Annotated in this window: 25 protein-coding genes; 11 read left to right on the forward strand and 14 right to left on the reverse strand. The window is 65.0% G+C overall.

The features are described from left to right. The 4 genes from APH44_RS15575 to hmgA form a co-directional block, all read right to left on the reverse strand. Entirely contained in the window at positions 1 to 1,359 is a 1,359-nt protein-coding gene (locus APH44_RS15575) for an aromatic acid/H+ symport family MFS transporter (protein ID WP_054893509.1), read from the reverse strand. Positions 1,360 to 1,450: 91 nt separating this feature from the next. Beyond that, positions 1,451 to 2,077, reverse strand: coding sequence for a maleylacetoacetate isomerase (gene maiA, locus APH44_RS15580; RefSeq protein WP_054893510.1), 627 nt, complete (start codon positions 2,075 to 2,077; stop codon positions 1,451 to 1,453). Positions 2,078 to 2,089: 12 nt separating this feature from the next. Then, entirely contained in the window at positions 2,090 to 3,382 is a 1,293-nt protein-coding gene (fahA, locus tag APH44_RS15585) for a fumarylacetoacetase (RefSeq protein ID WP_054893511.1), read from the reverse strand. Positions 3,383 to 3,385: 3 nt separating this feature from the next. Next, the gene (gene hmgA, locus APH44_RS15590) at positions 3,386 to 4,687 is read right to left on the reverse strand and encodes a homogentisate 1,2-dioxygenase (RefSeq protein WP_054893512.1); all 1,302 of its coding nucleotides are present in this window, start codon (positions 4,685 to 4,687) and stop codon (positions 3,386 to 3,388) included. 198 nt (positions 4,688 to 4,885) lie between these two features. Here hmgA and APH44_RS15595 point away from each other — a divergent pair, with 198 nt between their 5' ends. Continuing rightward, positions 4,886 to 5,662, forward strand: a complete 777-nt coding sequence (locus APH44_RS15595) for an IclR family transcriptional regulator (protein WP_054893513.1) — start codon at positions 4,886 to 4,888, stop codon at positions 5,660 to 5,662. A gap of 269 nt (positions 5,663 to 5,931) precedes the next feature. Here the strand turns inward: APH44_RS15595 and APH44_RS15600 are convergent, their stop codons facing one another. The 4 genes from APH44_RS15600 to APH44_RS15615 all read right to left on the reverse strand — a co-directional run bounded on the left by APH44_RS15600 (position 5,932) and on the right by APH44_RS15615 (position 9,109). Continuing rightward, entirely contained in the window at positions 5,932 to 6,846 is a 915-nt protein-coding gene (locus tag APH44_RS15600; RefSeq protein WP_054893514.1) for an SDR family oxidoreductase, read from the reverse strand. Between the two features lie 118 nt (positions 6,847 to 6,964). After that, a complete protein-coding gene (locus APH44_RS15605; protein WP_054893515.1) occupies positions 6,965 to 7,870 on the reverse strand; it encodes an alpha/beta fold hydrolase in 906 nt (301 codons plus the stop codon). Between the two features lie 176 nt (positions 7,871 to 8,046). Beyond that, positions 8,047 to 8,733 carry an LrgB family protein gene (locus APH44_RS15610; RefSeq protein ID WP_054893516.1) on the reverse strand — a complete coding sequence of 229 codons (687 nt, stop codon included), beginning with the start codon at positions 8,731 to 8,733 and terminating at the stop codon, positions 8,047 to 8,049. Next, positions 8,723 to 9,109 carry a CidA/LrgA family protein gene (locus APH44_RS15615; RefSeq protein WP_054893517.1) on the reverse strand — a complete coding sequence of 129 codons (387 nt, stop codon included), beginning with the start codon at positions 9,107 to 9,109 and terminating at the stop codon, positions 8,723 to 8,725. Before APH44_RS15615 ends, APH44_RS15610 begins: the two co-directional genes overlap by 11 nt. 97 nt (positions 9,110 to 9,206) lie before the next feature. Between APH44_RS15615 and APH44_RS15620 the strand changes: the two genes are divergently transcribed. Continuing rightward, a complete protein-coding gene (locus APH44_RS15620; RefSeq protein ID WP_054893518.1) occupies positions 9,207 to 10,091 on the forward strand; it encodes a LysR family transcriptional regulator in 885 nt (294 codons plus the stop codon). 69 nt (positions 10,092 to 10,160) lie between these two features. On the opposite strand, the gene APH44_RS15625 is transcribed toward APH44_RS15620, so the two are convergent. Next, a complete protein-coding gene (locus APH44_RS15625; protein ID WP_054893519.1) occupies positions 10,161 to 10,616 on the reverse strand; it encodes a flavodoxin in 456 nt (151 codons plus the stop codon). 92 nt (positions 10,617 to 10,708) lie between these two features. Here APH44_RS15625 and APH44_RS15630 point away from each other — a divergent pair, with 92 nt between their 5' ends. Then, positions 10,709 to 11,140, forward strand: coding sequence for a PAS domain S-box protein (locus APH44_RS15630; protein WP_054893520.1), 432 nt, complete (start codon positions 10,709 to 10,711; stop codon positions 11,138 to 11,140). A gap of 73 nt (positions 11,141 to 11,213) precedes the next feature. Further along, positions 11,214 to 11,831, forward strand: coding sequence for a PilZ domain-containing protein (locus tag APH44_RS15635; protein WP_054893521.1), 618 nt, complete (start codon positions 11,214 to 11,216; stop codon positions 11,829 to 11,831). On the opposite strand, the gene APH44_RS15640 is transcribed toward APH44_RS15635, so the two are convergent. Next, positions 11,816 to 12,757: a MerR family transcriptional regulator gene (locus APH44_RS15640; protein WP_054893522.1), complete on the reverse strand. Its 942-nt coding sequence runs from the start codon at positions 12,755 to 12,757 to the stop codon at positions 11,816 to 11,818. The genes APH44_RS15635 and APH44_RS15640 overlap by 16 nt on opposite strands. Positions 12,758 to 12,971: 214 nt before the next feature. Here APH44_RS15640 and APH44_RS15645 point away from each other — a divergent pair, with 214 nt between their 5' ends. The 5 genes from APH44_RS15645 (at position 12,972) to chrA (ending at position 16,451) form a co-directional block, all read left to right on the forward strand. Then, a complete protein-coding gene (locus tag APH44_RS15645; RefSeq protein WP_054893523.1) occupies positions 12,972 to 13,544 on the forward strand; it encodes a hypothetical protein in 573 nt (190 codons plus the stop codon). Positions 13,545 to 13,618: 74 nt separating this feature from the next. Then, complete coding sequence (gene folM, locus APH44_RS15650) at positions 13,619 to 14,311, forward strand: dihydromonapterin reductase (protein ID WP_371105600.1); 693 nt, start codon at positions 13,619 to 13,621, stop codon at positions 14,309 to 14,311. Between the two features lie 10 nt (positions 14,312 to 14,321). Beyond that, on the forward strand, positions 14,322 to 14,618 hold the full coding sequence (locus APH44_RS15655) for a DUF1244 domain-containing protein (protein WP_054893525.1): 297 nt from the start codon (positions 14,322 to 14,324) through the stop codon (positions 14,616 to 14,618). After that, on the forward strand, positions 14,611 to 14,952 hold the full coding sequence (locus APH44_RS15660) for a HopJ type III effector protein (protein WP_054893526.1): 342 nt from the start codon (positions 14,611 to 14,613) through the stop codon (positions 14,950 to 14,952). Before APH44_RS15655 ends, APH44_RS15660 begins: the two co-directional genes overlap by 8 nt. Before the next feature lie 182 nt (positions 14,953 to 15,134). Continuing rightward, the gene (gene chrA / locus APH44_RS15665; protein ID WP_054893527.1) at positions 15,135 to 16,451 is read left to right on the forward strand and encodes a chromate efflux transporter; all 1,317 of its coding nucleotides are present in this window, start codon (positions 15,135 to 15,137) and stop codon (positions 16,449 to 16,451) included. Between the two features lie 6 nt (positions 16,452 to 16,457). Here chrA and APH44_RS15670 read toward each other — a convergent pair whose 3' ends face one another. The 4 genes from APH44_RS15670 to APH44_RS15685 all read right to left on the reverse strand — a co-directional run bounded on the left by APH44_RS15670 (position 16,458) and on the right by APH44_RS15685 (position 20,634). Then, a complete protein-coding gene (locus tag APH44_RS15670; RefSeq protein ID WP_054893528.1) occupies positions 16,458 to 17,366 on the reverse strand; it encodes an alpha/beta fold hydrolase in 909 nt (302 codons plus the stop codon). A gap of 90 nt (positions 17,367 to 17,456) precedes the next feature. After that, complete coding sequence (locus APH44_RS15675) at positions 17,457 to 18,143, reverse strand: hypothetical protein (RefSeq protein ID WP_054893529.1); 687 nt, start codon at positions 18,141 to 18,143, stop codon at positions 17,457 to 17,459. Positions 18,144 to 18,309: 166 nt separating this feature from the next. After that, positions 18,310 to 19,521: an enoyl-ACP reductase FabV gene (fabV, locus tag APH44_RS15680; RefSeq protein WP_054893530.1), complete on the reverse strand. Its 1,212-nt coding sequence runs from the start codon at positions 19,519 to 19,521 to the stop codon at positions 18,310 to 18,312. 261 nt (positions 19,522 to 19,782) lie between these two features. After that, a complete protein-coding gene (locus APH44_RS15685) occupies positions 19,783 to 20,634 on the reverse strand; it encodes a LysR substrate-binding domain-containing protein (RefSeq protein ID WP_054893531.1) in 852 nt (283 codons plus the stop codon). A 135-nt stretch (positions 20,635 to 20,769) separates the two neighbouring features. On the opposite strand from APH44_RS15685, the gene APH44_RS15690 reads away from it, so the two are divergent. Continuing rightward, positions 20,770 to 21,825, forward strand: coding sequence for an agmatine/peptidylarginine deiminase (locus tag APH44_RS15690; protein ID WP_054893532.1), 1,056 nt, complete (start codon positions 20,770 to 20,772; stop codon positions 21,823 to 21,825). Continuing rightward, the gene (aguB, locus tag APH44_RS15695; protein ID WP_054893533.1) at positions 21,822 to 22,718 is read left to right on the forward strand and encodes an N-carbamoylputrescine amidase; all 897 of its coding nucleotides are present in this window, start codon (positions 21,822 to 21,824) and stop codon (positions 22,716 to 22,718) included. The genes APH44_RS15690 and aguB overlap by 4 nt, the downstream gene beginning before the upstream one ends.

A 22,718-nucleotide genomic window follows, 5' to 3' on the forward strand; every position in this document is an offset into this window, starting at 1 on the left:
TCATGCAGACCCTAGCGCATCGACCTTGGCCGCCTGCGCATCGGCCTGCTTGCGCGGCGCACGTACCTGGCTGATCAGCAGCGCCGCGATCACTGCCGGAATCGCGCAGAAGAAGAAAATCCACTCCACCGGCATGTGCATGGCCAGCAGCAGGCTGCCGAACAACGGCCCGAGGATCGAACCGAAGCGCCCGACGCCCAGCGCCCAGCCGGCGCCGGTCGCACGAACCTGAGCCGGGTAGAAGTTGCTGACGAAGGCATTGAGTGTCAGTTGTCCGCCGATGATGCAGAAACCTGCAGCGAACACGCTCGGCACCAGCCAGCGCGGATCGGCGTGGTTCAACCCGACCAGCACGCTGAAGACTGCAGCGCCCACCAGGACCGCCGCCAGTAACCTGGCCTTGTTGGCCATGCGATCGGCGCACCAGGCCAGGCAGATCGCGCCGAAGGTCCCGGCAAACAGGAACAGCGAAGTCACCAGGTTGGCTTGCTTGAGCGCCAGCCCGCTCTCCAGCAACAGCGACGGCAGCCAGCTGATCATGAAATACAGCAGGATCAGGCTGACGAAGAAGGTACCCCAGATGAGCAGCGTCGGCCGGGCGAAGCCATCGCGGAACAAGCCCAATACGGTCAGTTTGTCTGCCGCCGGCTCATCCACCGCAAGCTGTGCCGCAGGCACTTGCCAGCCGGGTAGCACGCGCGCTGCCAGGCGTTGCAGACGGGCGTAGGGAGGTGCATCGCGCAACAGCCGGGGCAAGGACTCGGGCAGGAACATCACCAGGAAGGGGAACAACAGCAGCGGCGCCACGCCACCGGCCAGAAACACCGCCTCCCAACCGAACCTGTCGATGAAGCCTGCCGCGACGAAGCCACCCGCCGCGCCGCCGAGGGAGAAACCGCAGGCCGCGAGGGTCACCATCAAGGTGCGCAGGCGCGGCGGCGCATAGTCGGCCATCAGCGCCATTGCACTGGGCATCGCCCCGCCCATGCCGATCCCGCACAGAAAGCGCGCCAGCATCAGGCTGTTCAACGAGGTGGAAAACACCATCAGCAGGGTCAGGCTCGCGTACAGCAGCACGCACCACAGCAGCACCCTGCGCACGCCGAAGCGATCGGCCAGTGGGGTGACGGCGAGCGAGCCCAGTGTCAGCCCCAGCAGGTTGGCGCTGAACACCGGTCCGAACGCCGCCTTCTCCAGGTCCCAGTCCTGGGCCAGGGCAGGAATCACGTATCCCAGCACCTGGGCGTCATAGCCGTCGGTCACCAACAACAGGATCAGCAGCGCCAGCAGGCGCCATTGGTAGGAGGACACAGGACGCCCATCGAGGGCCGCGCGAAAGCTGGCTATCTGGTTGTGCATCGCAAGGTACCGGGTTGTTTTTGTTGTAGGGGTGCGAAGCAGCGTCGGCGCTGTGGGAACGGGATTGCCCGCACAAAGGCCGACGCCTTGCTCAGGGCGTATCCGGCTGGTTCGCCGGGTGCGCTTTGACGAAGGCTGGATGCTGCCCAGCCAGGGCGGCGACCCGACGAATACGCGGGTAGCCCTCCAGATCCACATTGAACCGTTCGGCTGCGTACAACTGCGGCATCAGGTACACATCCGCCAGCCCCGGCGTATCGCCAAAGCAGAAACCCTGGTCGCCGATCAGTTGCTCCACTGCCGCCAGCCCCTGGCCGATCCAGTGGGCGATCCACTGGTTGACTTGGGTGTCATCGTGCCCGAGCTGACGCAACTGGTTGAGCACGCTGACGTTGTGCAGTGGATGCACGTCGCAACCGATGATCGCCGCGACCCCACGCACCTGTGCCCGAGCGTCCTCGCCCTGGGGCAAAAGCGGCGTGTCGGAGAAGCGCTCTTCGAGGTACTCGATGATCGCTGGCGACTGCACCAGCAATTCGCCGCTGTCCGTGCGCAGCGCGGGCACCCGCCCCTGGGGGTTGAGCGCCAGGTAGTCCGCAGCACGGTGCTCGCCCTTGAGCAGGTTGACCGGCCGGGCCTGATAATCCAGGCCCTTGAGCGCCAAGGCGATGCGCACCCGGTAAGAGGAGGTGGAACGGAAGTAGGTAAACAGCTCCATCGCCCTGCCCTCTCAGTTGGCTCCGACCACCGTGCCACGGCATTCGCCGAAACCGATGCTGGCAACGCCATCGCGCACGCAACGCGCACGCAGGATGATTTCGTCGCCGTCCTCGAGGAACTTGCGCACCTCACCATTGGCCAGTTGCACCGGTTGCTTGCCGCCTTCGGTGATCTCCAACAGGCTGCCGAACGAACCCGGCACAGCCCCGGACAGCGTGCCCGAGCCGAACAGGTCACCGGCTTGCAACTGGCAACCGTTGACACTGTGGTGCGCCACCATCTGTGCCACGGTCCAGTACATGCTGCGGGTGTTGCTCAGGGTGAGGCGGTGCGCCGGCAGGCCCTCATCACGCATGCGCTCGGTCAGCAACAGCACTTCCAGTTCGATGTCGAAGGCGCCGCCGGCCTGGTCACGTTTGTCGAGCAGGTAAGACAAGGGCTGCGGATCGCCTTCCGGGCGTGCGGGTTGCGCACAGCGGAACGGCTCCAGCGCCTCGGCGGTCACCACCCACGGCGAGACGCTGGTGATGAAGCTCTTGGACAGGAACGGCCCCAGCGGCTGGTACTCCCAGGCCTGGATATCACGCGCCGACCAGTCGTTGAGCAGGCAGAAGCCGGCCACGTGCTCGGCTGCATCACCGATCGCGATCGGCTGCCCCATGTCATTGCCCTGGCCGATCCAGATACCCAGCTCCAGCTCGTAGTCCAGCCGTGCACACGGGCCGAAACTCGGCTCTGTCTGCCCGGCCGGGAGCGTCTGGCCCTTGGGGCGGCGCACGTCAGTGCCGGAGGGGCGCAAGGTCGAGGCGCGGCCGTGATAGCCGATCGGCACGTGCTTGTAGTTGGGCAGCAGCGGATTGTCTGGGCGGAACAGCTTGCCGACGTTCTTGGCGTGCTCGATACCGACGTAGAAGTCCGTGTAGTCACCGACCCGGGCCGGCAGGTGCAGGGTGCATTCGCCAGCCGGATGCAACGCCGCTTGCAACACGGCCCGATGCTCGCTGTGCTCGCCGAGCAGAACCTGCAAGCGCTCGCGCAGGGCCACACGGGCTGGGCGGCCGAGGGCGAAGAAGGCGTTCAGGGCGCCGCCGCGTGTAGCCTCGACAGCAGCCTTGGCCGCCCCCTCGAACACACCGGCGGCGAGTGCGGCCTCCAGGTCGAGGATGGCGTCGCCGATGGCCACGCCGCAACGTGGTGCCTGGCCCGGACGACTGAAGATGCCCAGCGGCAGGTTCTGCAGCGGGAAGTCGCGGTGCCCGTTGGCGTGTTCGACCCAGCTACGGGCAATGGCGGTCTGGTTCATCGGTCATCTCCGGTTCGGATTGAAGGTGCTCGGCAGCGTTGCCCAGCAACTGTCGTAGTCGGCCTGCAGTTGCGGGCTCTCGAGGGCCTGCTGGCTCGGGCGCAGCACCTGGCTGGTCTCGAACATGAAGGCCATGGTGTGGTCGATCTTGTGCGGCGCCAGCTCGGCGGCGATCGCCTTGTCGCAGGTTTCGGCATCTGGCCCGTGGGCGCTCATCACCCCATGCAGCGACGCGCCACCCGGCAGGAAGCCCTCGGCCTTGGCATCGTAGGCGCCGTCGATCAGGCCCATGAACTCGTTCATCAAGTTGCGGTGGAACCACGGGGGACGGAAGGTGTTCTCGGCCACCATCCAACGCGGCGGGAAGATCACGAAGTCCATGTTGGCCAGGCCGTGCACGCTGGTGGGCGAGGTTAGCACGGTGAAGATCGAGGGATCCGGATGGTCGAAGCTGACCGTGCCGAGGGTGTTGAAGCGGCGCAGGTCGTACTTGTACGGCACGTTGCTGCCGTGCCAGGCCACCACGTCCAGCGGCGAATGCTGCAGTTGGCAGGCCCAGTGCTCGCCAAGGAACTTCTGCACCAACTGCACCGGGCCATGGGTTTCTTCGTAGTGCGCGACCGGGGTGAGGAAGTCGCGTGGGTTGGCCAGGCCATTGCTGCCGATCGGGCCCAGGTCAGGGAGGCGTAGCGGCGCGCCGTGGTTCTCGGCGATGTAGCCGCGTGCCTGGCCATCAGGCAGCTCGACGCGGAACTTCATGCCGCGCGGAATCTCCGCGATCTCCAGCGGCCCGACCTGCAGCACGCCCAGTTCGGTGGCAATGCGCAGTCGCCCCTGCTGTGGCACCAGCAGCAACTCGCCGTCGGCATTGAAGAACACCCGCTCCATGGAGCGATTGGCGCCGTAGATATAGATGCTCACCCCGGCCGGTTTGTCAGCGGCCGCATTGGCCACCATGGGCAACCAGCCCTCGATGAAGTCGGTCGGGTCGGACGGGATTGGCTGGGGGTTCCAGCGCAGGCGATTAGGGTTCGCCGCAGCGAGCGGGCCGGCCAGGGGCTGACGCGCCAGGCGCTCGAAGCGTGGATGCAACGCAGAGGGGCGGATACGGTACAGCCAGGTGCGCCTCAGTTCGCCGCGCGCCATGGTGAAGGCGGTGCCCGACAGCAACTCGGCGTACAGCCCGTAGGGTGCTTTCTGTGGGGAGTTCTGCCCGACCGGCAGCGCACCGGGCAAGGCTTCGCTGGCGAATTCGTTGCCGAAGCCGCTCAGGTAGCTGAGTTCGGGGGAGGTGTCGCGGGTCATCGGGGCCTCCAGGCTCGGTGGAGCCATTGATGGCAGAGAGCTGCAGCCCCGAATCGGCTGATGGACCGACCACTGCCAGGGGCACACAGCAGATCTGAATTTATATTTATCGTAATCCGATTACGAATAACGTAATTTGCTCGGCAAGAGGCGTCAAGCTATAAAGTCGGCCAGAATGAATCCCGGAAGCGTCTTACGATGTCCAGAGACAAAACTGCAGCTGACAACAGCAAACAGAAGGTCCGTTCCGCTGAAGTCGGCACCGACATCCTCAAGGCGCTGGCCGAACTGTCGCCCTCCACCTCGCTGTCGCGCCTGGCCGAACACGTGCAGATGCCCGCCAGCAAGGTCCATCGCTACCTGCAGGCCTTGATCGCCAGCGGTTTCGCCGAGCAGGATGCGGCGACCAATCACTACGGGCTCGGGCGCGAAGCCTTGCGCGTGGGGATGGCGGCGCTGGGCAGCATCGATGTGCTGAAGGTCGCGGCCCTGCCGCTGTCGCAACTGCGCGACGCGCTCAACGAGAGCTGCTTCATCGCCGTGTGGGGTAACCAGGGCGCAACCGTGGTGAACATCGAGCCTGCGGTGCGCGCCGTGACGGTGGTGACCCAGATTGGCTCGGTACTGCCGCTGCTGAGTTCATCCACCGGGCTGGTATTCGCCGCTCACCTGCCAGAGCGGGAAACCATCGAGTTGCGCGACCGCGAACTGGCCGCACGGGGGCAACAGGTCGAGCACTACGTGGACCTGTTCACGCAGATCCGCACACGCGGCCTGCACCATGTTCACGGTTTGCTGATGCCGGGAGTGGATGCGTTGTCGGCGCCGGTGTTCAACGCCATGGGCCAGATTGCAGCGGTGATGACGGTCGTTGGCCCGACGTCGATCTTCCATGCCGATGAAGATGGCCCGGCCGCCCGGCAATTGCTGAGCGCGGCGCGCACTGTCAGTTGGCGGATGGGCTACGAAGCCTGAGATGGACCGGGGATTCAAGGCCCTGCACTGTCGTGATGCGGCCTGACTGTTTTTGGCGCACTTTTACCCGAAACGTAAAGGTGAATGTCACCCAGGGCTATTTTTCCCGTGGGATCAGCGGCTTATTCTGTCTTCACTGGCTGGCGCGAAAGGCACTCCCCCGTCGTTCGGGCCGCCACGTGTGAACGACGTTGATTTTGAAGCTCCTTGATCTGACGTCTCGATTGGCCGCTGCCGATGCAGCGGCCTTTTTTTGCGCTCGAAACCCACTATCCCAGCGGGTGCTTCTGCAGATTCGCCATCATCTGCTGCAAAGCCTGCAACGTATCCTGCGGATGAGTCGCCCCCTCGAAGTCGCCGATCTGCGCCCAATGCTCGGCCACCTGCTCCGGCGTGAACCCGCCATTGGGGTCGAATCCAACGCCAAGGCTTCGCTCCCATCGGACCTTGCCGACCCAGCCACCGCCCACTTCATACAACTGCCCCGTGTCCTGGCACTGCTCGCTGCCCAGGTACACCACCACCGGGCTGATCAGCTCAGGCTTGAGACGTTCGAACACCTGCGGCGGGATCAGGCCTTCTGTCATGCGCGTGCCCCCTGTGGGCGCGATGGCGTTGACCAGAATCCCATGCTTGCGGCCCTCGATGGCCAGGGTGCGGGTCAGCCCATAGAGGCCGAGCTTGGCCATGCCATAGTTGGCCTGGCCGAAATTGCCGTAGATGCCGGACGTGGAGGCGGTGAAGATCACCCGTCCCCAGTTCTGCTCGCGCAGGTGCGACCAGGCGGCGCGGGTCACCTTGTAGGCCCCCTCGACATGGACCCGGTAGACCTGGTCCCAATCGGCGTCCTCCATCTTGTGGAAGGTCTTGTCGCGCAGGATGCCGGCGTTGTTCACCAGCACATCGACCCGCCCGAAACTGTCCAGCGCCTGCTCGACGATACGCGCACCCTCGGCCACCGAATCATGGTTGGCCACCGCGGTACCGCCTGCGGTGCGGATCTCCTCCACCACCCGGTCGGCCGCCGATGCGCTGGCGCCTTCGCCATGGGTCGAGCCGCCCAGGTCGTTGACCACTACACGTGCACCACGGGCCGCGAACAGCAGTGCGTGGGCGCGGCCCAAGCCACCGCCCGCCCCCGTGACGATCACTACGCGGTCTTGCAGATTTACCGGCTCGCTCATGCTCAAGGCTCCAGGCAAGAATTGGGATACCTGGAGTGTCCGCCAGCCATCGGCGGCGGACAATCAAGCGCAGTGACGCTGAATGGCAGGCGATAACACAAGGCGATGATCGCTGCGCTCAGGACCAGGCAACCCGCTGCGGTATATAGCTCAGCGGCTGCTCGCGAAACGCCAGGTAATGACGCAGCACCTGCACCGGCGCTTCGGTGTGCGGATAGTGGCCGATCCCCTGCAACACCACGGTATCGGGGTCAGGCACCAGTTGCCGGTAGCGCTCGACCATGTGCGCACCCGACAGCGGATCGACCGCGCCATTGATCAGGCGCAACGGCACGCCCTCCGCCTGCAGTGCACCGATCCAGCGTTGTCGCTGTGTCTGACGCTCCGGCACATAGGCCATCAACTTGTGCAGGATGCGCGTCCCGCGGTTTGACACCATCAGGCTCCAGCAATCGTCCAGCGCGCTCTCGCTGGGGTGGGTGCAAGGGCCGTAGACCTGGCTGACATTGCGCACCAGATCATCCCGCCCGAACGAACGCGCCACCAGCCAGCCCAGCGGGCTGAGCAGCAGCTTCTGCACCAGCAGCAACGGACACAGCTCGGGGAACAGCGCGCTGTTGAGAAACGCACAACTGGCGATGTCGGCACGCCCTTCGTGATGGCGCGCGAGCAACTCCTGGGCGACGCTGCCACCGTAGTCGTGGGCCAGCAGGTGCACCGGCTGTTCGATTCTCAGGTGGTCAAGCAGCGCCTGTTGCAGATCGGCCTGCTCCATCAGGCTGTACTCGTGGTCGGCGGGCTTGGCCGAATCGCCGAAGCCGAGCATGTCGCAGGCCACCACGCGAAAGCGCTGCGCCAAGGGTGCCCACAAGTAGTGCCAGTCCCAGCTGGCGGTAGGGAAGCCATGTAACAGTAGCAAGGGCTCTCCTTGCCCTGCTGTCCAGTAACGAATGCTCTGGCCCCGGAAGGAAAAACTCTGTCCCCGGGTACGCCAGACGCACAATGGAATTTCGGCCAAAGGCATCGGAATCGTCCCGCTGATCAGGTGTTGACGGTATAGGGCAAGGCTGCGCTCATTGCATGTCACCTCGGCACTTGCATGTGCTCTCTATGTCGAGGCTGAGTCTAGTCAGCGCCTTGAATGGCGGAACTTACCTTGGCAGCCAGCTTGATGACCGTGCAGGACACTGGCACGAACGGTCATAGCAGGCAGGCGAGCAATGGCGCGGCGAACAGGTTGAGCAGGCCGGTCAGCACCATCACCAGCCCCGCCACCGAGCCCTCCTCCCCGCCCACTTCATGGGCGCGGCTGACCCCGGCGCCATGGGCACCGACTCCAAACAGTGCGCCGCGCGCCAGTGACGTACGCAGCGGCAACACCCGCAACAGCAGGCCGCCGAACACAGCCCCCAGCACACCGGTGAACATCACGAACACCGCGGTCAGCTCGGGCACACCGCCCAGGTCGTGGGCCAGCGGCATGGCGAACGGCGTGGTGATCGAGCGAGGCACCAGTGACAGGCTGACCGACTCATCCAGCGCCAGCAGGTGCGCCAGCCCCCAGGAACTGGAGATCGACGCCAGGCTGCCCGCCAGCATCCCCAGCAACAGCGCCGGCCAATGTCGCGCCAGCATCGCCCGCTGCTGCCAGATCGGCACGGCGAAGGCCACGGTGACCGGCCCCAGCACGCCGATCAGCCAATGGGTGTTGCGGGCATACTCGGCGTAGGCGGTATGCAGCGGAACCGCCACCGCCAGCAGCAGCGCCGGGACCAGCACCAGCGGCGACAGCAGATAACGGCCAGTGCGCCCATACAGCCAGCGGCTGAACAGATAGGCCGCCACCGTCAGCGCAAGCCAGAACAGCGACATCGGTTCAAGCTTCATGGCGCAGGCTCCACCGGCAGACCAGTTCGACCGTGAGCGCCGTGACCACCATCACCACCAAGGTGCTCAAGGCGATCACCAGCAGGATGCGCCACCCCTCGCTGCGCATCAGGCTGCCGTAGTCGAGCAGGCTCATCAGCGCCGGGATGAAGAACAGCAGCATCTGCGCCATCAACCAACCGGCGCCACGTTGCAACGTGCCCGGTTTCACGGCTCCCACGGCAAACAGCACCAGCAACAGCACCATGCCCATGACCCCGGCCGGGATCGGCCAGCCAAGCCAGGCGACGAGTTGGCCGCCAACCAGATACAGGACAAACAGCACGCACAGCTCGGCGAGCAGGCGGGGCAAGGCATTCGATACGATGGCTTTCATAATGGGTGTCCTCGGGATGGGCCCATTTTAAAAAGCCGCTGCCAAGGCCAAAAGCGAATTGTTAGACTGCCATCCATTCCAATCTGGAATTCATGCAATGGAATTCAAGCAACTGCGCAGCTTCATCGAAGTGGTTCATCGAGGGGGATTCACCCAGGCCGCACACACGCTGCACATCAGCCAGTCGGCGGTGAGCAAGCAGGTGGCCCAGCTCGAGGAAGACCTCGGCCAACCCCTGCTTGAGCGCCAGGGCTCGCAACTGCATCTCACCGCCGCCGGACGCATCGTGCTCGAACGCGGCGAGGCCCTGCTGCGCCAGCGCCATGAGTTGCTGACCGAACTCGACGACCTGAGCCAGATGGCCCGCGGCGAACTGCGCCTGGGTTTGCCGGTGGTCGGCGGCGAGGCCCTGTTCGCCAGCCTGTTCGCCGAATACCGGCGGCGCTATCCGAACATCACCGTGCACCTGGTCGAAGGCGGCAGCCGGATCGTTGAAGAGGGAGTCAGGAGTGGCGAGCTCGAATTGGGTGGCAGCGTCACCCCGAGCGACCCGGCCTTCGACTACCAACCGTTCTGCAACGAACCGCTCGATGCATTGCTCCCAGACAACCATCCCTTGGCCGAACGCGACGGAGTGACCCTACGCCAACTGGCCGATACGCCGTTCCTGCTGTATCACCGCAGCTTCATGCTCAACGACAAACTGCTCAGCGCCTGCGAGCAGGCAGGTTTCACCCCAAAAGAAGGCGGGCGCAGCGGCCAGGCGGATTTCCTCACCGCGCTGGTGGCCGCAGGACAGGGCGTGGTACTGCTGCCCAGCGTGGTGGCACGTGGGCTGGAACGTGATGGGGTGGTGAGAGTGCCGCTGGTGGAGCCTGGCCACCTGCGCTGGGACATCGCGTTCATCTGGCGGCGCGGAGCGTACCTGTCGCGAGCGGCGCAGGCGTGGCTGGCGTTGGTGCAGGAGCGTAAAGAAGGGTGAGCGGCGAATCGCCACTCACCCTCCCTGAAAGAAACCATGCTCGCGAGAAGATCGCGCAGCCCCCGCGGCTTACGCCTTGAGCAGCTGCGCCAGCTCTGCCAGCCAGGGCTCTGCGTCCGTTTCCGGGGTCACGGTCTCGCTGGCATCCAGTCGCAGCATCGGCTGCACTTCCCGCACACCGAGCTCGGCAAACAGCTCACGCATCTGCTCGCCCCCGCCGCAGTAGGTGTCGCCATAGCTCGAGTCGCCCAGGGCCAGCACCGCGCCCGGCAAACCGCGCCACTCGCCCGGCAGTACATCGCGAATCGTGCTGTACAGCGGCATGAGGTTGTCTGGCAGCTCACCCATCCCGGTGGTCGATGTCACCGCCAGCAGCGCCTGCGGCGCAAAACCGCGCAGATCCTCAAGGGTGGCACGCGCCGCATGCCAGGCGTCGAACCCGGCAGCCTTGAGCAAGGATTCGGCATGACGGGCGACTTCTTCGGCGGTGCCATAGACCGAGCCTGAAATAATGGCGACTTTCATCAGGAGAGGATTCCGAAACTGAGTGAAAACGTAGGATACTACCATTCAACAGTGGCAAAAGGCCGCTCCACTTGACTCCCATGGCCAGGAACATGATCAACGCGCAACTGCTACACGCCATGATCGACGCGTCGAACGACGGCATCGTGGTCGCCGAACAGGAAGGTGACGACACCATCCTGATCTACGTGAACGCGGCCTTCGAACGCCTCACCGGTTACGCGCGCGACGAGATCCTTTACCAGGACTGCCGCTTCCTCCAGGGCGACGATCGCGACCAATTGAGCCGCGCCCGCATCCGCAAGGCCCTGGCCGAAGGTCGGCCGTGTCGCGAGGTACTGCGCAACTACCGCAAGGACGGCAGTGGGTTCTGGAACGAACTGTCGATCACCCCGGTGTACAACGAGGCTGATCAACGCACCTATTTCATCGGCATCCAGAAGGATGTCAGCCGTCAGGTCGAACTCGAACGCGAGCTGGCCGACGCACACACACGCCTGGCCGGGCAACCATCCGTCCAATGACCTGAACCAAATGCCCCGGGCACAGTCCATGGCAATGAAGAACCCACCGACGACGCCCGACCCGAGTCCGATCATGCAAGCAGACGCCCTCCTTACTCAGGATGAGCTGGATTTCATTCAGGACATGCAGCACACGCCCCAATTGAACCTGGCCGACCCCACCTCGAGCCTGCTGGTCAATGGCGACCGTCGTCTGCAGCAACTGCTCACCCGCCTGGTGGCCAACGAGCAGGTCACCCTGCAGGCGCAATTCAACAACCAGCAGATCAGCATTCCCCTGCAACTGGTAGAAGACGAGTTCCACGCCCTGCACCTGCAACTGGGCTCACCGGAAATCTACGAAGACGGCCCGATGCTGCGGCCCTGGCGCCTGTCGCTGGATCAGCCGGCCGCACTGGTCGACGCCCGCGGCACCCAGAGCGAGCTGTGGGTGCGCGATATCTCGTTCAAAGGGGTACTGCTGCAAGTGAACGGCCAGGCCCAGGCGCCCAGCCACTTCGAGCTGTTCTTCGCCCCACCGGGCATCGAGCCGATCGGGCTGCACGGCAGGCTGCGCCGCCGCATCGGTCCGGACCTGGCGGCCTACGACCTCAGCCACAGCCCAGACGACGAAATCGACCGCCTGCGTGAGTACATTCTCCAGGCCCACCGCAAGGCGCACCCAGAGTTGCACGCTCAGGTATCGATCTGACCGGCGAGGAACTGGCGCAACCGCTGTTTCATCGACACCGCGTGGGCGCCCAGGCAGCCCACCGGCCCGCCCTCTAGATTGTCCTGAGCCATTTCGGCGGTCTCGCCCGCCAGCAACAGCGGGCAGTTCACCCGCTGCGCCAGGCGTGCCAGGCGCTTGTCCAGGTCATTGGCCGGGCGATGGTTGTCGAACAGCACCAGTGCATCCGGCGCCAACCGCTCGCAGACCAACGGCAGCTCTTCGACAGGCTGCCCCGGCGCCAGCACCGTGACCGCCACCTCGTCACTGCTCAGCAGCAGCCCCGCCACCAGCAACTCGAGTTCCTGGCATTCTGCCGACAACGGCGACAGAAGTATCCGGCGGCTCTTGGGCTCACGTGCCAGTTGCAGGCGCAACAGCACCCGCGCGCGCAGGAACTGGTCGAGGAACAACCACTCGCTGGCCTGCCCATACCCCGCCTGGCTGGCGCGCAGGGCCTGCCATACCGGCATGAACACCTCACCGAAGACCTGCTCCAGCGCATGGCTGGCAAACACCTGCTCGAACAACCGCCCCAACTGCGCGGCATCGAACTGGCGCACGGCCTCGCGCACCTGGGCCTGCCAGCGTGAGCGGTCGCCGACCGTGCTTCCGGCCCAGGCCCCCTCCGCCGGACCCTGGCTACGCGCCAGGATACTGCCGACCTTGCTCACCGCGACGCCACGGCGCAGCCAGCCCAGGATACTGTCGATGGCGTCGATGTCGGCCTGCGAATACAGACGATGGCCACTCTCGGTGCGGGTCGGCTGGATCAGCCCATAGCGGCGCTCCCAGGCACGCAGAGTCACCGGGTTGACGCCAGTCAGGCGCGACACTTCGCGGATCGGAAACAGCTCCTGATGCACCAGCCCATGTGCGATCAGGGCACTCGCTTGTGGCTCTTTCATGAGCGTGACAACTCTGTCTCGTAGATATGTGACGGCCATTCTACGCCGGTATCGGCCAGGGGTCAGCGCAACCTTGCGGTCACAACACTGACCGGTCACGAAATATACGCGATAATCCGCGCCCGATTCTTGCATCCACGCCTGCGTCGCCCACCACCCCGGGCACAGGCCAAGGGGCCGGCTACCCGCCAGCCCCGTCGTAAGGAGATACACGATGTCTACCGCACCCGTCACCCTGATGGTGTCGCGCCGCGCCGCCAATGGACGCTACCAGGACCTGCTGGCCTGGCTCCATGAAGGCGAGCAACTGGCCACCGACTTCCCCGGCTACCTGGGCTCGGGCATCCTCGCGCCGCCCGCTGACAGCGATGCCTTCCAGATCATCTTTCGCTTCAACGACGAACGGACCCTGCACGCCTGGGAACATTCCGCCTCGCGACGCGCCTGGCTGCAGCGTGGCGATGGCCTGTTCGAGCGCCCCGAAGAGCGGCGCTTCAGCGGCATCGACGCCTGGTTCGGCACCGAAACGGTGCATAAACCGCCGCGCTGGAAGCAGGCTACCGCCATCTGGCTCGCGTTCTTCCCGGTGTCGCTGCTGTTCAACCTGTTGTTCGGCCACTGGCTGGCACCGCTGGACCTGCTGCCCCGGGTACTGCTGAGCACCCTGGTGCTGACGCCGCTGATGGTTTACCTGTTCATTCCGTTGTCCACCCGCCTGCTGGCCGGCTGGCTCAATCCCCCGGCACGCCCGGCGTCACGGCGCCGCGAAGGGTTGCGCAGCCGCTGAGGAGCGGGCTCGCAAGCCCGCGCAGTTCGGGTATGCTGGGGCACGAACGAACAGACGAACAGACTGCCCCGAACATGAACAGCCCTATCCTCATCACCGGAGCCAGCCAGCGCGTCGGGCTGGCCCTGGCCCTGGCGCTGGCCAAGGCCGGCCATCAGGTGGTCAGCGCCAGCCGCAGCCTTCATGCGCAGGCCGCACACCCAAACATCATCCAGTTCCAGGCCGACCTCACCCGCGAGGCCGACCGCCTGGCGCTGATCGAACACCTGCAGCACAACTATGATGGCCTGCGCGCAATCATCCACAACGCCTCGCTGTGGCTGGACGACGACCTGCAGAGCCTCGACACCATGTTCCGCCTGCACGTCGAGGCGCCCTACCACCTCAACCTGGCGCTGGGCGAACACCTGGCCAAGGTCGAGAAGGCCGACATCATCCACATCTGCGACGAAACCTCCTCGCGCGGCAGCAAGAGCCATATCGGCTATGCCGCAACCAAGGCCGCGCTGCAGAACATGGTGCTGTCGTTCGCCGAAAAGTACGCGCCCAAGGTGCGCGTCAACGGTATCCTGCCGGGCCTGCTGATCCTGAAGGAAGGCGGCGACGAACAGTACCGCCGGCAGACCCTGAAAAAGGCCCTGCTGGAATTCGAGCCGGGTGCGCAGCCGCTGATCGAGGCGGTGATGTTCCTGCTGCAAAGCCAGTACAGCACCGGCAGCCAGGTGGTCATCAACGGTGGCCGCCATCTGAAGAACCGCATGACCTGAGGTAAGCCCCATGACTGAGCAACAACAGCTCGAACTCGAAGCCGCCGCGTTCCGGCGCCTGGTCGATCACCTGCAAAAGCGTACCGACGTGCAGAACATCGACCTGATGAACCTCTCCGGCTTCTGCCGCAACTGCCTGTCCAAGTGGTACAAGGCCGCCGCTGACGAGCGCCAGGTCGAGCTGAGCCTGGACGCCGCCCGCGAAGCGGTGTACGGCATGCCCTACGCCGAGTGGAAAGCCCAATACCAGAAAGAAGCCAGCGCCGAGCAGCAAGCGGCGTTCGAACAAGGAAAACCCCGTGACTGACCTGAACTCCCTGCGCAACAGCCTCGCCAGCGGCGAACACGTTTTTGCCGACACCCTGGGCTTCATCGCCGCCAACTACAGCTACCAGCCCCAAGCCTTCAACAACGGCGGCGTGGAAAACGCAGCCGGGCAAAACGAAGGTTCGTGCAAGACCCTGGGCCTGGCCCTGCTGGAAGGGCTGAGCGATGAGGAAGCGCTGCTGGCCTTTGGCGAACACTACCGCAGCGTGCTCGCCACCCCCGAGGGCAGCGACCATGGCAACATTCGCGCGCTGATCAAGCACGGGCTGGCTGGCGTGCAGTTCGCAGGGCAGCCGCTGACCCGCAACGCCTGAGGCAAGGCTGCTCGCGAAGCGGCCGCCGGGGTCGGCGAGCGTTCGCTCGACTGGTTTTCGCCCGCTTCACGACGCCAGGGCCGCTCCGGCAGCTAGACGATGCCGGCGCGGCCTTGTACTGCAAAGCAGCGCCCAGCATGATTTCGCCGACCGCCCTTTTGTTGCCCGAAGGACTTGCCCGAATGCCTCCAGCGCCTAGCATCCCCTTCCGTCAGGCCATGCTGTTCTGGCTCAAACTCGGTTTCATCGGATTCGGCGGCCCGGCCGGGCAGATCGCCCTGATGCACCGCGAAATCGTCGAACGCCGCCGCTGGCTCAGCGAGTCGCGGTTTCTCCACGCCCTGAACTACTGCATGCTGCTGCCAGGCCCCGAGGCCCAGCAACTGGCCACCTACCTTGGCTGGCTGATGCACCGCACCTGGGGCGGGATCATTGCCGGGACACTGTTCATCCTGCCTTCGCTGTTCATTCTGATCGGCCTGTCCTGGGTCTATATCACCCAGGGGCAGCAACCTCTGGTCGTCGGCCTGTTCTATGGCCTCAAGCCCGCGATCACCGCCATTGTCGTGCAGGCGACCTGGCGCATCGGCTCCCGGGTGCTGCACAACGCGGCATTGTGGGGCATCACGCTGGCAGCCTTCGTCGCCCTGTTCGGGCTGGGCCTGCCGTTTCCGCTGATCGTGCTGGGCGCGGGGCTGGTCGGCTATCTCGGCGGACGCTGGCGGCCGCAGCTGTTTCAGACCACTCGTGCCAACACTGAAACCCCCAACGACGAAGCCCCACTGGCCCAGCCAGCCCATACCCGCCTGCACTGGCCGCGCCTGTTCGGGCTGCTGGCCTGCGGTGCAGCGCTGTGGTGCCTGCCGATGGCCGCACTGACGCTGCTGTTCGGCTGGCAAGGCAGCTTCACTCAAATGGCATGGTTCTTCACCAAGGCAGCACTGCTCACCTTCGGCGGAGCCTACGCGGTGCTGCCCTACGTGTATCAGGGGGCTGTCGATCATTACGGCTGGCTGACGCCCACACAGATGATCGACGGCCTGGCATTAGGCGAAAGCACACCCGGCCCGCTGATAATGCTGGTGGCGTTCGTCGGCTTCGTCGGCGGCTACGTGCAGGCACAGTTCGGTGCCGACCAGGCATTCCTGGCTGGAGCCTTGGCGGCATGCCTGGTCACCTGGTTCACCTTCCTGCCCTCGTTCCTGTTCATCCTGATCGGTGCCCCCCTGGTGGAGCGCACACGCAGGCAATTGCACTTCACTGCGCCGCTGACGGCGATCAGCGCCGCCGTGGTGGGGGTGATCCTGAACCTCGCGCTGTTCTTCGCCTATCACGTGTTCTGGCCGCATGGGTTCGCTGCCGGGATCGACGGGCTGGCGCTGGGGATCGCGCTGCTAGCGGCGGTGGGGCTACTGGTGTTGCGCAGGAGTATGCTGGAAGTGCTGATTGCCTGCGCCCTGGCAGGTCTGCTGGCGGTGTTGTACGGGCATGTGATCTGAGCCCGATCAGCTCAGGCGTTGCCCCGGCATCCCCTCCGACAGCACACCATCACGCAACCACTCCAGCGCTATCGGCCACAGGCTCGCCCGAAAGCGATCATGGAAAAACGCAAAATGCCCGACCTCCTGCTCGCCGATATCAACAGGCGATATGCGCAGATGGCGAGGTTGGGCATGGTCCAGATAGCCCAGCAACCGCTCCGTCGCCGCCACGGTGCCGAAGGGATCGTCGCTCAGGCTCACCGCCAGGGCCGCAGCCTGAACCTGGGCGAAGGGCCGCGCCTGCAGCAGCCGTCCACTGGGCCGATGTTCATAGCGCGGTGCCGGCGTGCTCCAGTCACGCACCACCCCGGCCGGGGTGTCCTCCATCCAACCCAGGCGCTTGCCGGGGAAATAGCCCAGTAGCCGGGTCAGCAATGGCATCACCACATGCCACTTGCCCACCATCCGCCAGCGCCCTTCGGCCGCATAGTCACGCCAGTAGGCAAATTGTGCCCCGACCATCACCAGCCGCCGCACCTGCCCGGCCGAGGGCGCCAGGCCGGTTGCCCAGCCACCGAAGCTGTGACCCACCACATTCACCGGCTGCCCGGGGAATTCGCTGGCGGCGCGCTGCAGGATGGCCTCGAAGTCCAGGCAGCCCCAGTCGCTCCACGACGCCTGGAAACCGCGCAACGATGCCGGGCGGGACTCGCCGATACCCCGGTAGTCGTAGCTCAGCACATCGAAGCCGTGGGCGAACAGGTAGTCGGCAAAGCGGGCGTAGTAGCGGCAGCGCACCGAGGTGGCCGCGTTGATGATCACCAGCGGGCGCTGGGGATCGGGCTCGGCGTGGCGCCACTGGAAACCGCCGAGGCTGTAGCCGTCGGCGGCTTCATGGCGAAAGGCAGTCGCAGGTTGGGTCAGGCTGCTCATGGTGGGCTCCCTGCGCCGTCGCGCCGGGAGGCGGGCGGCGTTTTTTGTCATCCGCCCACGCTAGCAAATTTTTCGCTGGCTGTACCGGCCTCAGGTGGTCGGCAACGCCCGCGCCACTCCAGGCTTGCGCAGCACCTCCAGCCGCGAACCTTCATAACGCGTTTCGCGGAACAGCTTCCAGCGCCCGAACAGGCCATACACATGCATCACCCGCCCCTGCTCGTGATAGCCCATGCGCAGGTGCAGCTTCATGGCCGGCACGTTGTGGGTCTCCACCACATCCACCACCTTGCGGCAGCCCTTGGCATGCATGGCGTTCCACAGCTCGACCTGAGCGGTGACCGACAACTCGCTGCCAAAGTAGCGCCGGGTCATCTCGCCGCCGAACTCGAAGAACTCGCCAGGCTTCACCGGGAAGGTGCAGCCGTAATAGTGCTTGTCGTGGTAGTCGACCACGCTCGCCCAGATGAAGGCTACCGCGTCACCGTGCTCGTCCAGGTACATGTGCCCGGTATGGCCATCAGCGGCCAGTTCGCGCATGGTTTCCACGCGATCGCCGAAATAGCGCGCAAAGGCGTCGGCATTGGCGGTGGTGATTTCCACCAGGGTGACCGGCGGATGTTCCTTGAGTTTGTGAGGCGGCACGGGAGTGACCAGGTCGCGTTCCATCCACAGCAATTCCCAATGGAAGAATACGTAGCGTTCGACCAGGGTCTTGAAAGTACGCTTGAGACCCTTCTGGCGGATCCGTTCTTGTAGTTTTTGCAATGCGCGCATGCTGCCTCCCCGGCCCAGGCGAGATTGCCGGACCAATAGCTGCTGTATAGATCAGGGAGAAAGCGGCCATAGCAAAGGGCCAGCTGAGGATTTGTTGCAGAATGTTAACAAGCCCACGGAGGGAACCGCGCAACCGGGACAAACGGCTGCGCGGTCAAGGGCTTGCTTACAGCTCGACGCAGTCGAACCGTACGTCGGTGGCCACGTCTTCGTCGTAGTTGACGTCAGCGCGCTCGAAACCGAACAGGTTGAGGAACTGCTTCTTGTAACCGGCGTAGTCGGTCAGTTCGAACAGGTTCTCGGTGGTGACCTTGGGCCACATGGCCTTGCAGGCGTCCTGCACGTCGTCGCGCAGTTCCCAGTCATCCAGACGCAGGCGAGCCTTTTCGTCCACTTCGGCCGGAGCACCATCGGCGCGGTACATGCGGTCGCGGAACATACGGTCCAGCTGGTCCTGGGTGCCTTCGTGAACGCCCTTCTCCTGCATGATCTTGAAGACCATCGACAGGTACAGCGGCATCACCGGAATGGCCGAGCTGGCCTGGGTGACCACCGACTTGAGCACGGCGACGTTGGCGCCGCCCTTCACTTCATCGGCCAGCTTCTTGTCCAGGCGCAGGGCGGTTTCGTCCAGGTCCTGCTTGGCCTGGCCCAGGGCGCCGTGCCAGTAGATCGGCCAGGTGATTTCGGTGCCGATGTAGCTGAAGGCCACGGTGCGCGCGCCTTCGGCGAGCACGTCGGCGCCGGCCAGGGCGTCGATCCACAGCTGCCAGTCCTGGCCACCCATGACGGTGACGGTGTCGGCGATTTCCTGCTCGGTGGCCGGCTCGATGCTGGCCTCGATGATGGTGTCCTTGTTGGTGTCGATGGCGGTCGACTTGTACGGCTGGCCGATCGGCTTGAGCGCCGAGCGGATCAGCTCGCCGGTCTGCGGCAGCTTGCGTACGGGCGAGGCCAGGGAGTAGATGACCAGGTCGACCTTGCCACCCATCTCGTTCTTGATCAGCTCGATCACCTTGGCGCGGGCTTCGTCGGAGAAGGCGTCACCGTTGATCGACTTGCTGTACAGACCCTCGGCCTTGGCGAACTTGTCGAAGGCGGCGGCGTTGTACCAGCCTGCAGTGCCGGCCTTGGTCTCGGTGCCCGGCTTCTCGAAGAACACGCCCAGGGTGTCGGCCTTGAAGCCGAAGGCGGCGGTGATGCGTGCTGCCAGGCCGTAGCCGCTGGAGGCGCCGATCACCAGGACTTTCTTCGGACCATCCTCGCGCACGCCCAGCTTGCGGGTGGCTTCGATCTGGTCACGGACGTTGAGCTCGCAGCCCTTCGGGTGAGTCGTGGTGCAGATGAAACCGCGTACCTTGGGATGAATGATGGCCAATGTCTGTACCTCGTCAGGTTTATGCTGGGGAAACGCCGCAGGGGCGATTCCGATTGATCAGAGGGTGAGACTACCCCCGCAAGTGATCCGACACATATTACGGGGTCAAGGGCCCGAGCAAAACCCGAATCCGAAAGCGACTCGCTTCTTGTAGGAGCGGGCTTGCCCGCGAACACGGGCGTAGCCCGTGCCAGGCACCGCGGTGTGCTTTTCGCGGGCAAGTCGGGGCGCCGAACCGCCGCCCCCACAAGAATCAGCTACTCAGTCGGAGCCCAAGGCTGCGCGCAACCACGCCAGAAACTGCCGCGCCAGCGGATCGTCCTGGCTATCGCGGTGCACCAGGCAGCTCCACGCCGGGCCGCGCACGCGCTGCGCCGACAACGCTTGCAAGCGCCCTTCGTCGACCAGCCGCTGGGCCAGTAACTGGCTGACCAACGCAATCCCCAGCCCCTCTCCCGCCGCATCCAGCAGCAGCCCCGGATCGGAAAAATTCAGCCCCTTGCCCTGCTGCCCCACCGCTTCGCCGCCCTCCAGTTGCCAGTGGCTCCAGTCCATTTCCCGTTCGCCATGCAAGGTGGTGCGCCCGGTCTCGGGCAAGGCGGGATGACAGGCGGGATACAGACGGTCCTGATGCAATACGCTGAAACTGCACTCGGCCTGCGGGCCAAGGTCGTCGCGGATCGCCAGGTCGATGGTCTGGCTGCTCATGTCCGGCGCCTCGAAACTGGTGAACAGCCACAGGTCTACCTCCGGGCAGCGCGCATGGAAGTCGGCCAGGCGCGGCAACAGCCAGTGCCGGGCGAAGGCCGGAGTGGTGTTGACCACCAGTTGGTTGGGCTTGCGGTACTGGTCCAGCCGGCGGATGCCTACCGCCAGTTGTTGCAGCATGACCTGCGCGGTGCTGAGCAGGTCATGGCCCGCATCGGTGAGGCTGACACTGCGCCCGGTCCGGTGGAACAGCGGTTGCTCCAGGTAGCTTTCCAGGCTGCGGATCTGCTGGCTGATCGCCGACTGGGTAAGGTTCAGGGCCTCGGCGGCCTTGTGAAAACTGCCCAGGCGGGCAGCGGCTTCAAAGCCTCGCAGCGCATTGAGGGGCGGCCAGTGCTTGAGCATTATCGATAAGCCTTTCTAATCAGGAATACGCTAAATCTATCGTTAGTCCACGCCGCTTCATAGCCATATCATGGACCCCAACACCCGCGACGGCGGGCTTCGTTGATAAAAATCACTAATACATTGGAGCTAACCATGGACCTGTCCATCGCCAGCGGCTGGCGCATGCCCGCCGAATGGGCCCGCCACGCCGCCACCTGGATGATCTGGCCGCACAACCAAGGCTTGTGGGAGGCCGGTTGGCGCGTGACCTTGGCCGAGGTACAGCGTGACTACGCCCGGGTCGCCAGCGCCATCGCCCGTTTCGAGCCGGTGAAGATGATCGTCGCGCCGTCCGCCATGGCCAGCGCCCGCGCCCTGTGCGGCGCCGGTATCGAGCTGATCGAACTGGCCGTGGACGACAGCTGGTGCCGCGACAGCGGGCCGACCTTCATCACTCACCCGCAACACGGCCTGGCCGGCCTGAGCTGGCGCTTCAACGCCTGGGGTGGCAAGTCCGAGCACGGCCTGGACCGCAGCCTCGGTCGGCGCATCCTCGACCACCTGGGCCTGGAAGGCTTCAGCACGCCGCTGTGCAACGAAGGCGGCGCCATTCACGTGGACGGCGAAGGTACCCTGATCACCACCGAGTCGGTGCTGCTCAACCCCAACCGCAACCCCGGCCTGAGCAAGGCTGACTTCGAGGAGTGCTTCGCCCGCCTGCTGGGCATCCGCAAGACCATCTGGCTACCCGGCGACCCGCAGTACGTCACCGGTGACATGACCGATGGCCACGTCGACGGCGTCTGCGCCTTCGCCCGGCCCGGCGTGCTGCTGGTCGATGCCACCCACGAACAGGGCTCGGTCTACGCCGACGTCGCCCGGGAAAACCGTCGCGCCCTGGAACTGGCCAGCGATGCCCAGGGTCGGCGCTTCGAGCTGCTCGACCTGTTCGAGGCCAGCGCCGCAGTGGATAAAGACGTCGAAGTGTTCTGCGCCTCCTACACCAACTTCTACCTGGCCAACGGCGCAGTGATCATGCCCGCCTATGGCATCGACGCCGACCAGCCCGCCGCTCGTCAGTTGGCCCAGGCCTTCCCCGACCGCGAGATCGTGCCGGTGCGTATCGACCACATCGCCCACGGTGGCGGTGGCATTCACTGCATCACCCAGCAACAGCCGGCCTGGCCTGTAGCGGAGGACCGCCCATGAGCCTGCTGCGCATCGCCACCACGCAGATGAGCTGCGACTGGAACCTTGCCGCCAACCTCGACCGCGCCGAGCAACTGGTGCGCCAGGCCGCCGCCCAGGGCGCGCAGGTGATCCTGCTGCAGGAGCTGTTCGCCACGCCGTACTTCTGCATCGAGCAGTGCCACAGCCACCAGGCGGTGGCCCAGGACTACCACGACAGCCCGCTGCTGCGCCGCTTCGCCGCGCTGGCCAAAGAGCTGGGCGTAGTGCTGCCGCTGAGCTGGTACGAGCGCGCCGGCAACGCCTTCTTCAATTCGCTGACCGTGGCCGACGCCGACGGCCGTTTGCTCGGGGTCTACCGCAAGACCCACATCCCCAACGCCATCGGTTACCAGGAAAAGGAATATTTCAGCCCCGGCGACACCGGCTTCAAGGTCTGGGACACCGCCTTCGGCCGCCTGGGCATCGGTATCTGCTGGGACCAATGGTTCCCGGAAACCGCGCGTTGCCTGGCGCTGCTGGGCGCCGAGGTGCTGTTGTTCCCGACCGCCATCGGCTCGGAGCCGGGCGCCGCCGAACTGGACTCACGCGACCACTGGCAGATGGCGATGCGCGGCCATGCCGCAGCCAACCTGCTGCCGGTGGTGGCCGCCAACCGAATTGGCCAGGAAGTGGCACGCAGTGACGAGCAACTGTCGATGCGCTTCTACGGCTCCTCGTTCATCTGCGACCACAAGGGCGCGATGCTCGCCGAAGCCGATCGCGACAGCAGTGGCGTGTGGCTGCACGACCTGGACCTGGCACGCATGCGCGAAGACCGCCTGAGCTGGGGCATCTACCGCGACCGCCGTCCCGAAATGTACGCACCGTTGATGACCCTCGACGGCCGCACCTCACAACCGACGAGGGCCTGA

The organism is Pseudomonas sp. NBRC 111143 (genome assembly GCF_001320965.1).
In the GTDB taxonomy this organism is placed as follows: Bacteria; Pseudomonadota; Gammaproteobacteria; order Pseudomonadales; family Pseudomonadaceae; genus Aquipseudomonas; species Aquipseudomonas machongensis.

Excerpts from the sequence above, each read along its gene's own strand:
- APH44_RS15575 (WP_054893509.1), bottom strand. The coding sequence starts at position 1,359 with ATGCACAACCAGATAGCCAGCTTTCGCGCGGCCCTCGATGGGCGTCCT.
- maiA (WP_054893510.1), bottom strand. The coding sequence starts at position 2,077 with ATGGAGCTGTTTACCTACTTCCGTTCCACCTCCTCTTACCGGGTGCGC.
- fahA (WP_054893511.1), bottom strand. The coding sequence starts at position 3,382 with ATGAACCAGACCGCCATTGCCCGTAGCTGGGTCGAACACGCCAACGGG.
- hmgA (WP_054893512.1), bottom strand. The coding sequence starts at position 4,687 with ATGACCCGCGACACCTCCCCCGAACTCAGCTACCTGAGCGGCTTCGGC.
- APH44_RS15595 (WP_054893513.1), top strand. The coding sequence starts at position 4,886 with ATGTCCAGAGACAAAACTGCAGCTGACAACAGCAAACAGAAGGTCCGT.
- APH44_RS15600 (WP_054893514.1), bottom strand. The coding sequence starts at position 6,846 with ATGAGCGAGCCGGTAAATCTGCAAGACCGCGTAGTGATCGTCACGGGG.
- APH44_RS15605 (WP_054893515.1), bottom strand. The coding sequence starts at position 7,870 with ATGCCTTTGGCCGAAATTCCATTGTGCGTCTGGCGTACCCGGGGACAG.
- APH44_RS15610 (WP_054893516.1), bottom strand. The coding sequence starts at position 8,733 with ATGAAGCTTGAACCGATGTCGCTGTTCTGGCTTGCGCTGACGGTGGCG.
- APH44_RS15615 (WP_054893517.1), bottom strand. The coding sequence starts at position 9,109 with ATGAAAGCCATCGTATCGAATGCCTTGCCCCGCCTGCTCGCCGAGCTG.
- APH44_RS15620 (WP_054893518.1), top strand. The coding sequence starts at position 9,207 with ATGGAATTCAAGCAACTGCGCAGCTTCATCGAAGTGGTTCATCGAGGG.
- APH44_RS15625 (WP_054893519.1), bottom strand. The coding sequence starts at position 10,616 with ATGAAAGTCGCCATTATTTCAGGCTCGGTCTATGGCACCGCCGAAGAA.
- APH44_RS15630 (WP_054893520.1), top strand. The coding sequence starts at position 10,709 with ATGATCAACGCGCAACTGCTACACGCCATGATCGACGCGTCGAACGAC.
- APH44_RS15635 (WP_054893521.1), top strand. The coding sequence starts at position 11,214 with ATGCAAGCAGACGCCCTCCTTACTCAGGATGAGCTGGATTTCATTCAG.
- APH44_RS15640 (WP_054893522.1), bottom strand. The coding sequence starts at position 12,757 with ATGAAAGAGCCACAAGCGAGTGCCCTGATCGCACATGGGCTGGTGCAT.
- APH44_RS15645 (WP_054893523.1), top strand. The coding sequence starts at position 12,972 with ATGTCTACCGCACCCGTCACCCTGATGGTGTCGCGCCGCGCCGCCAAT.
- folM (WP_371105600.1), top strand. The coding sequence starts at position 13,619 with ATGAACAGCCCTATCCTCATCACCGGAGCCAGCCAGCGCGTCGGGCTG.
- APH44_RS15655 (WP_054893525.1), top strand. The coding sequence starts at position 14,322 with ATGACTGAGCAACAACAGCTCGAACTCGAAGCCGCCGCGTTCCGGCGC.
- chrA (WP_054893527.1), top strand. The coding sequence starts at position 15,135 with ATGCCTCCAGCGCCTAGCATCCCCTTCCGTCAGGCCATGCTGTTCTGG.
- APH44_RS15670 (WP_054893528.1), bottom strand. The coding sequence starts at position 17,366 with ATGAGCAGCCTGACCCAACCTGCGACTGCCTTTCGCCATGAAGCCGCC.
- APH44_RS15675 (WP_054893529.1), bottom strand. The coding sequence starts at position 18,143 with ATGCGCGCATTGCAAAAACTACAAGAACGGATCCGCCAGAAGGGTCTC.
- APH44_RS15685 (WP_054893531.1), bottom strand. The coding sequence starts at position 20,634 with ATGCTCAAGCACTGGCCGCCCCTCAATGCGCTGCGAGGCTTTGAAGCC.
- APH44_RS15690 (WP_054893532.1), top strand. The coding sequence starts at position 20,770 with ATGGACCTGTCCATCGCCAGCGGCTGGCGCATGCCCGCCGAATGGGCC.
- aguB (WP_054893533.1), top strand. The coding sequence starts at position 21,822 with ATGAGCCTGCTGCGCATCGCCACCACGCAGATGAGCTGCGACTGGAAC.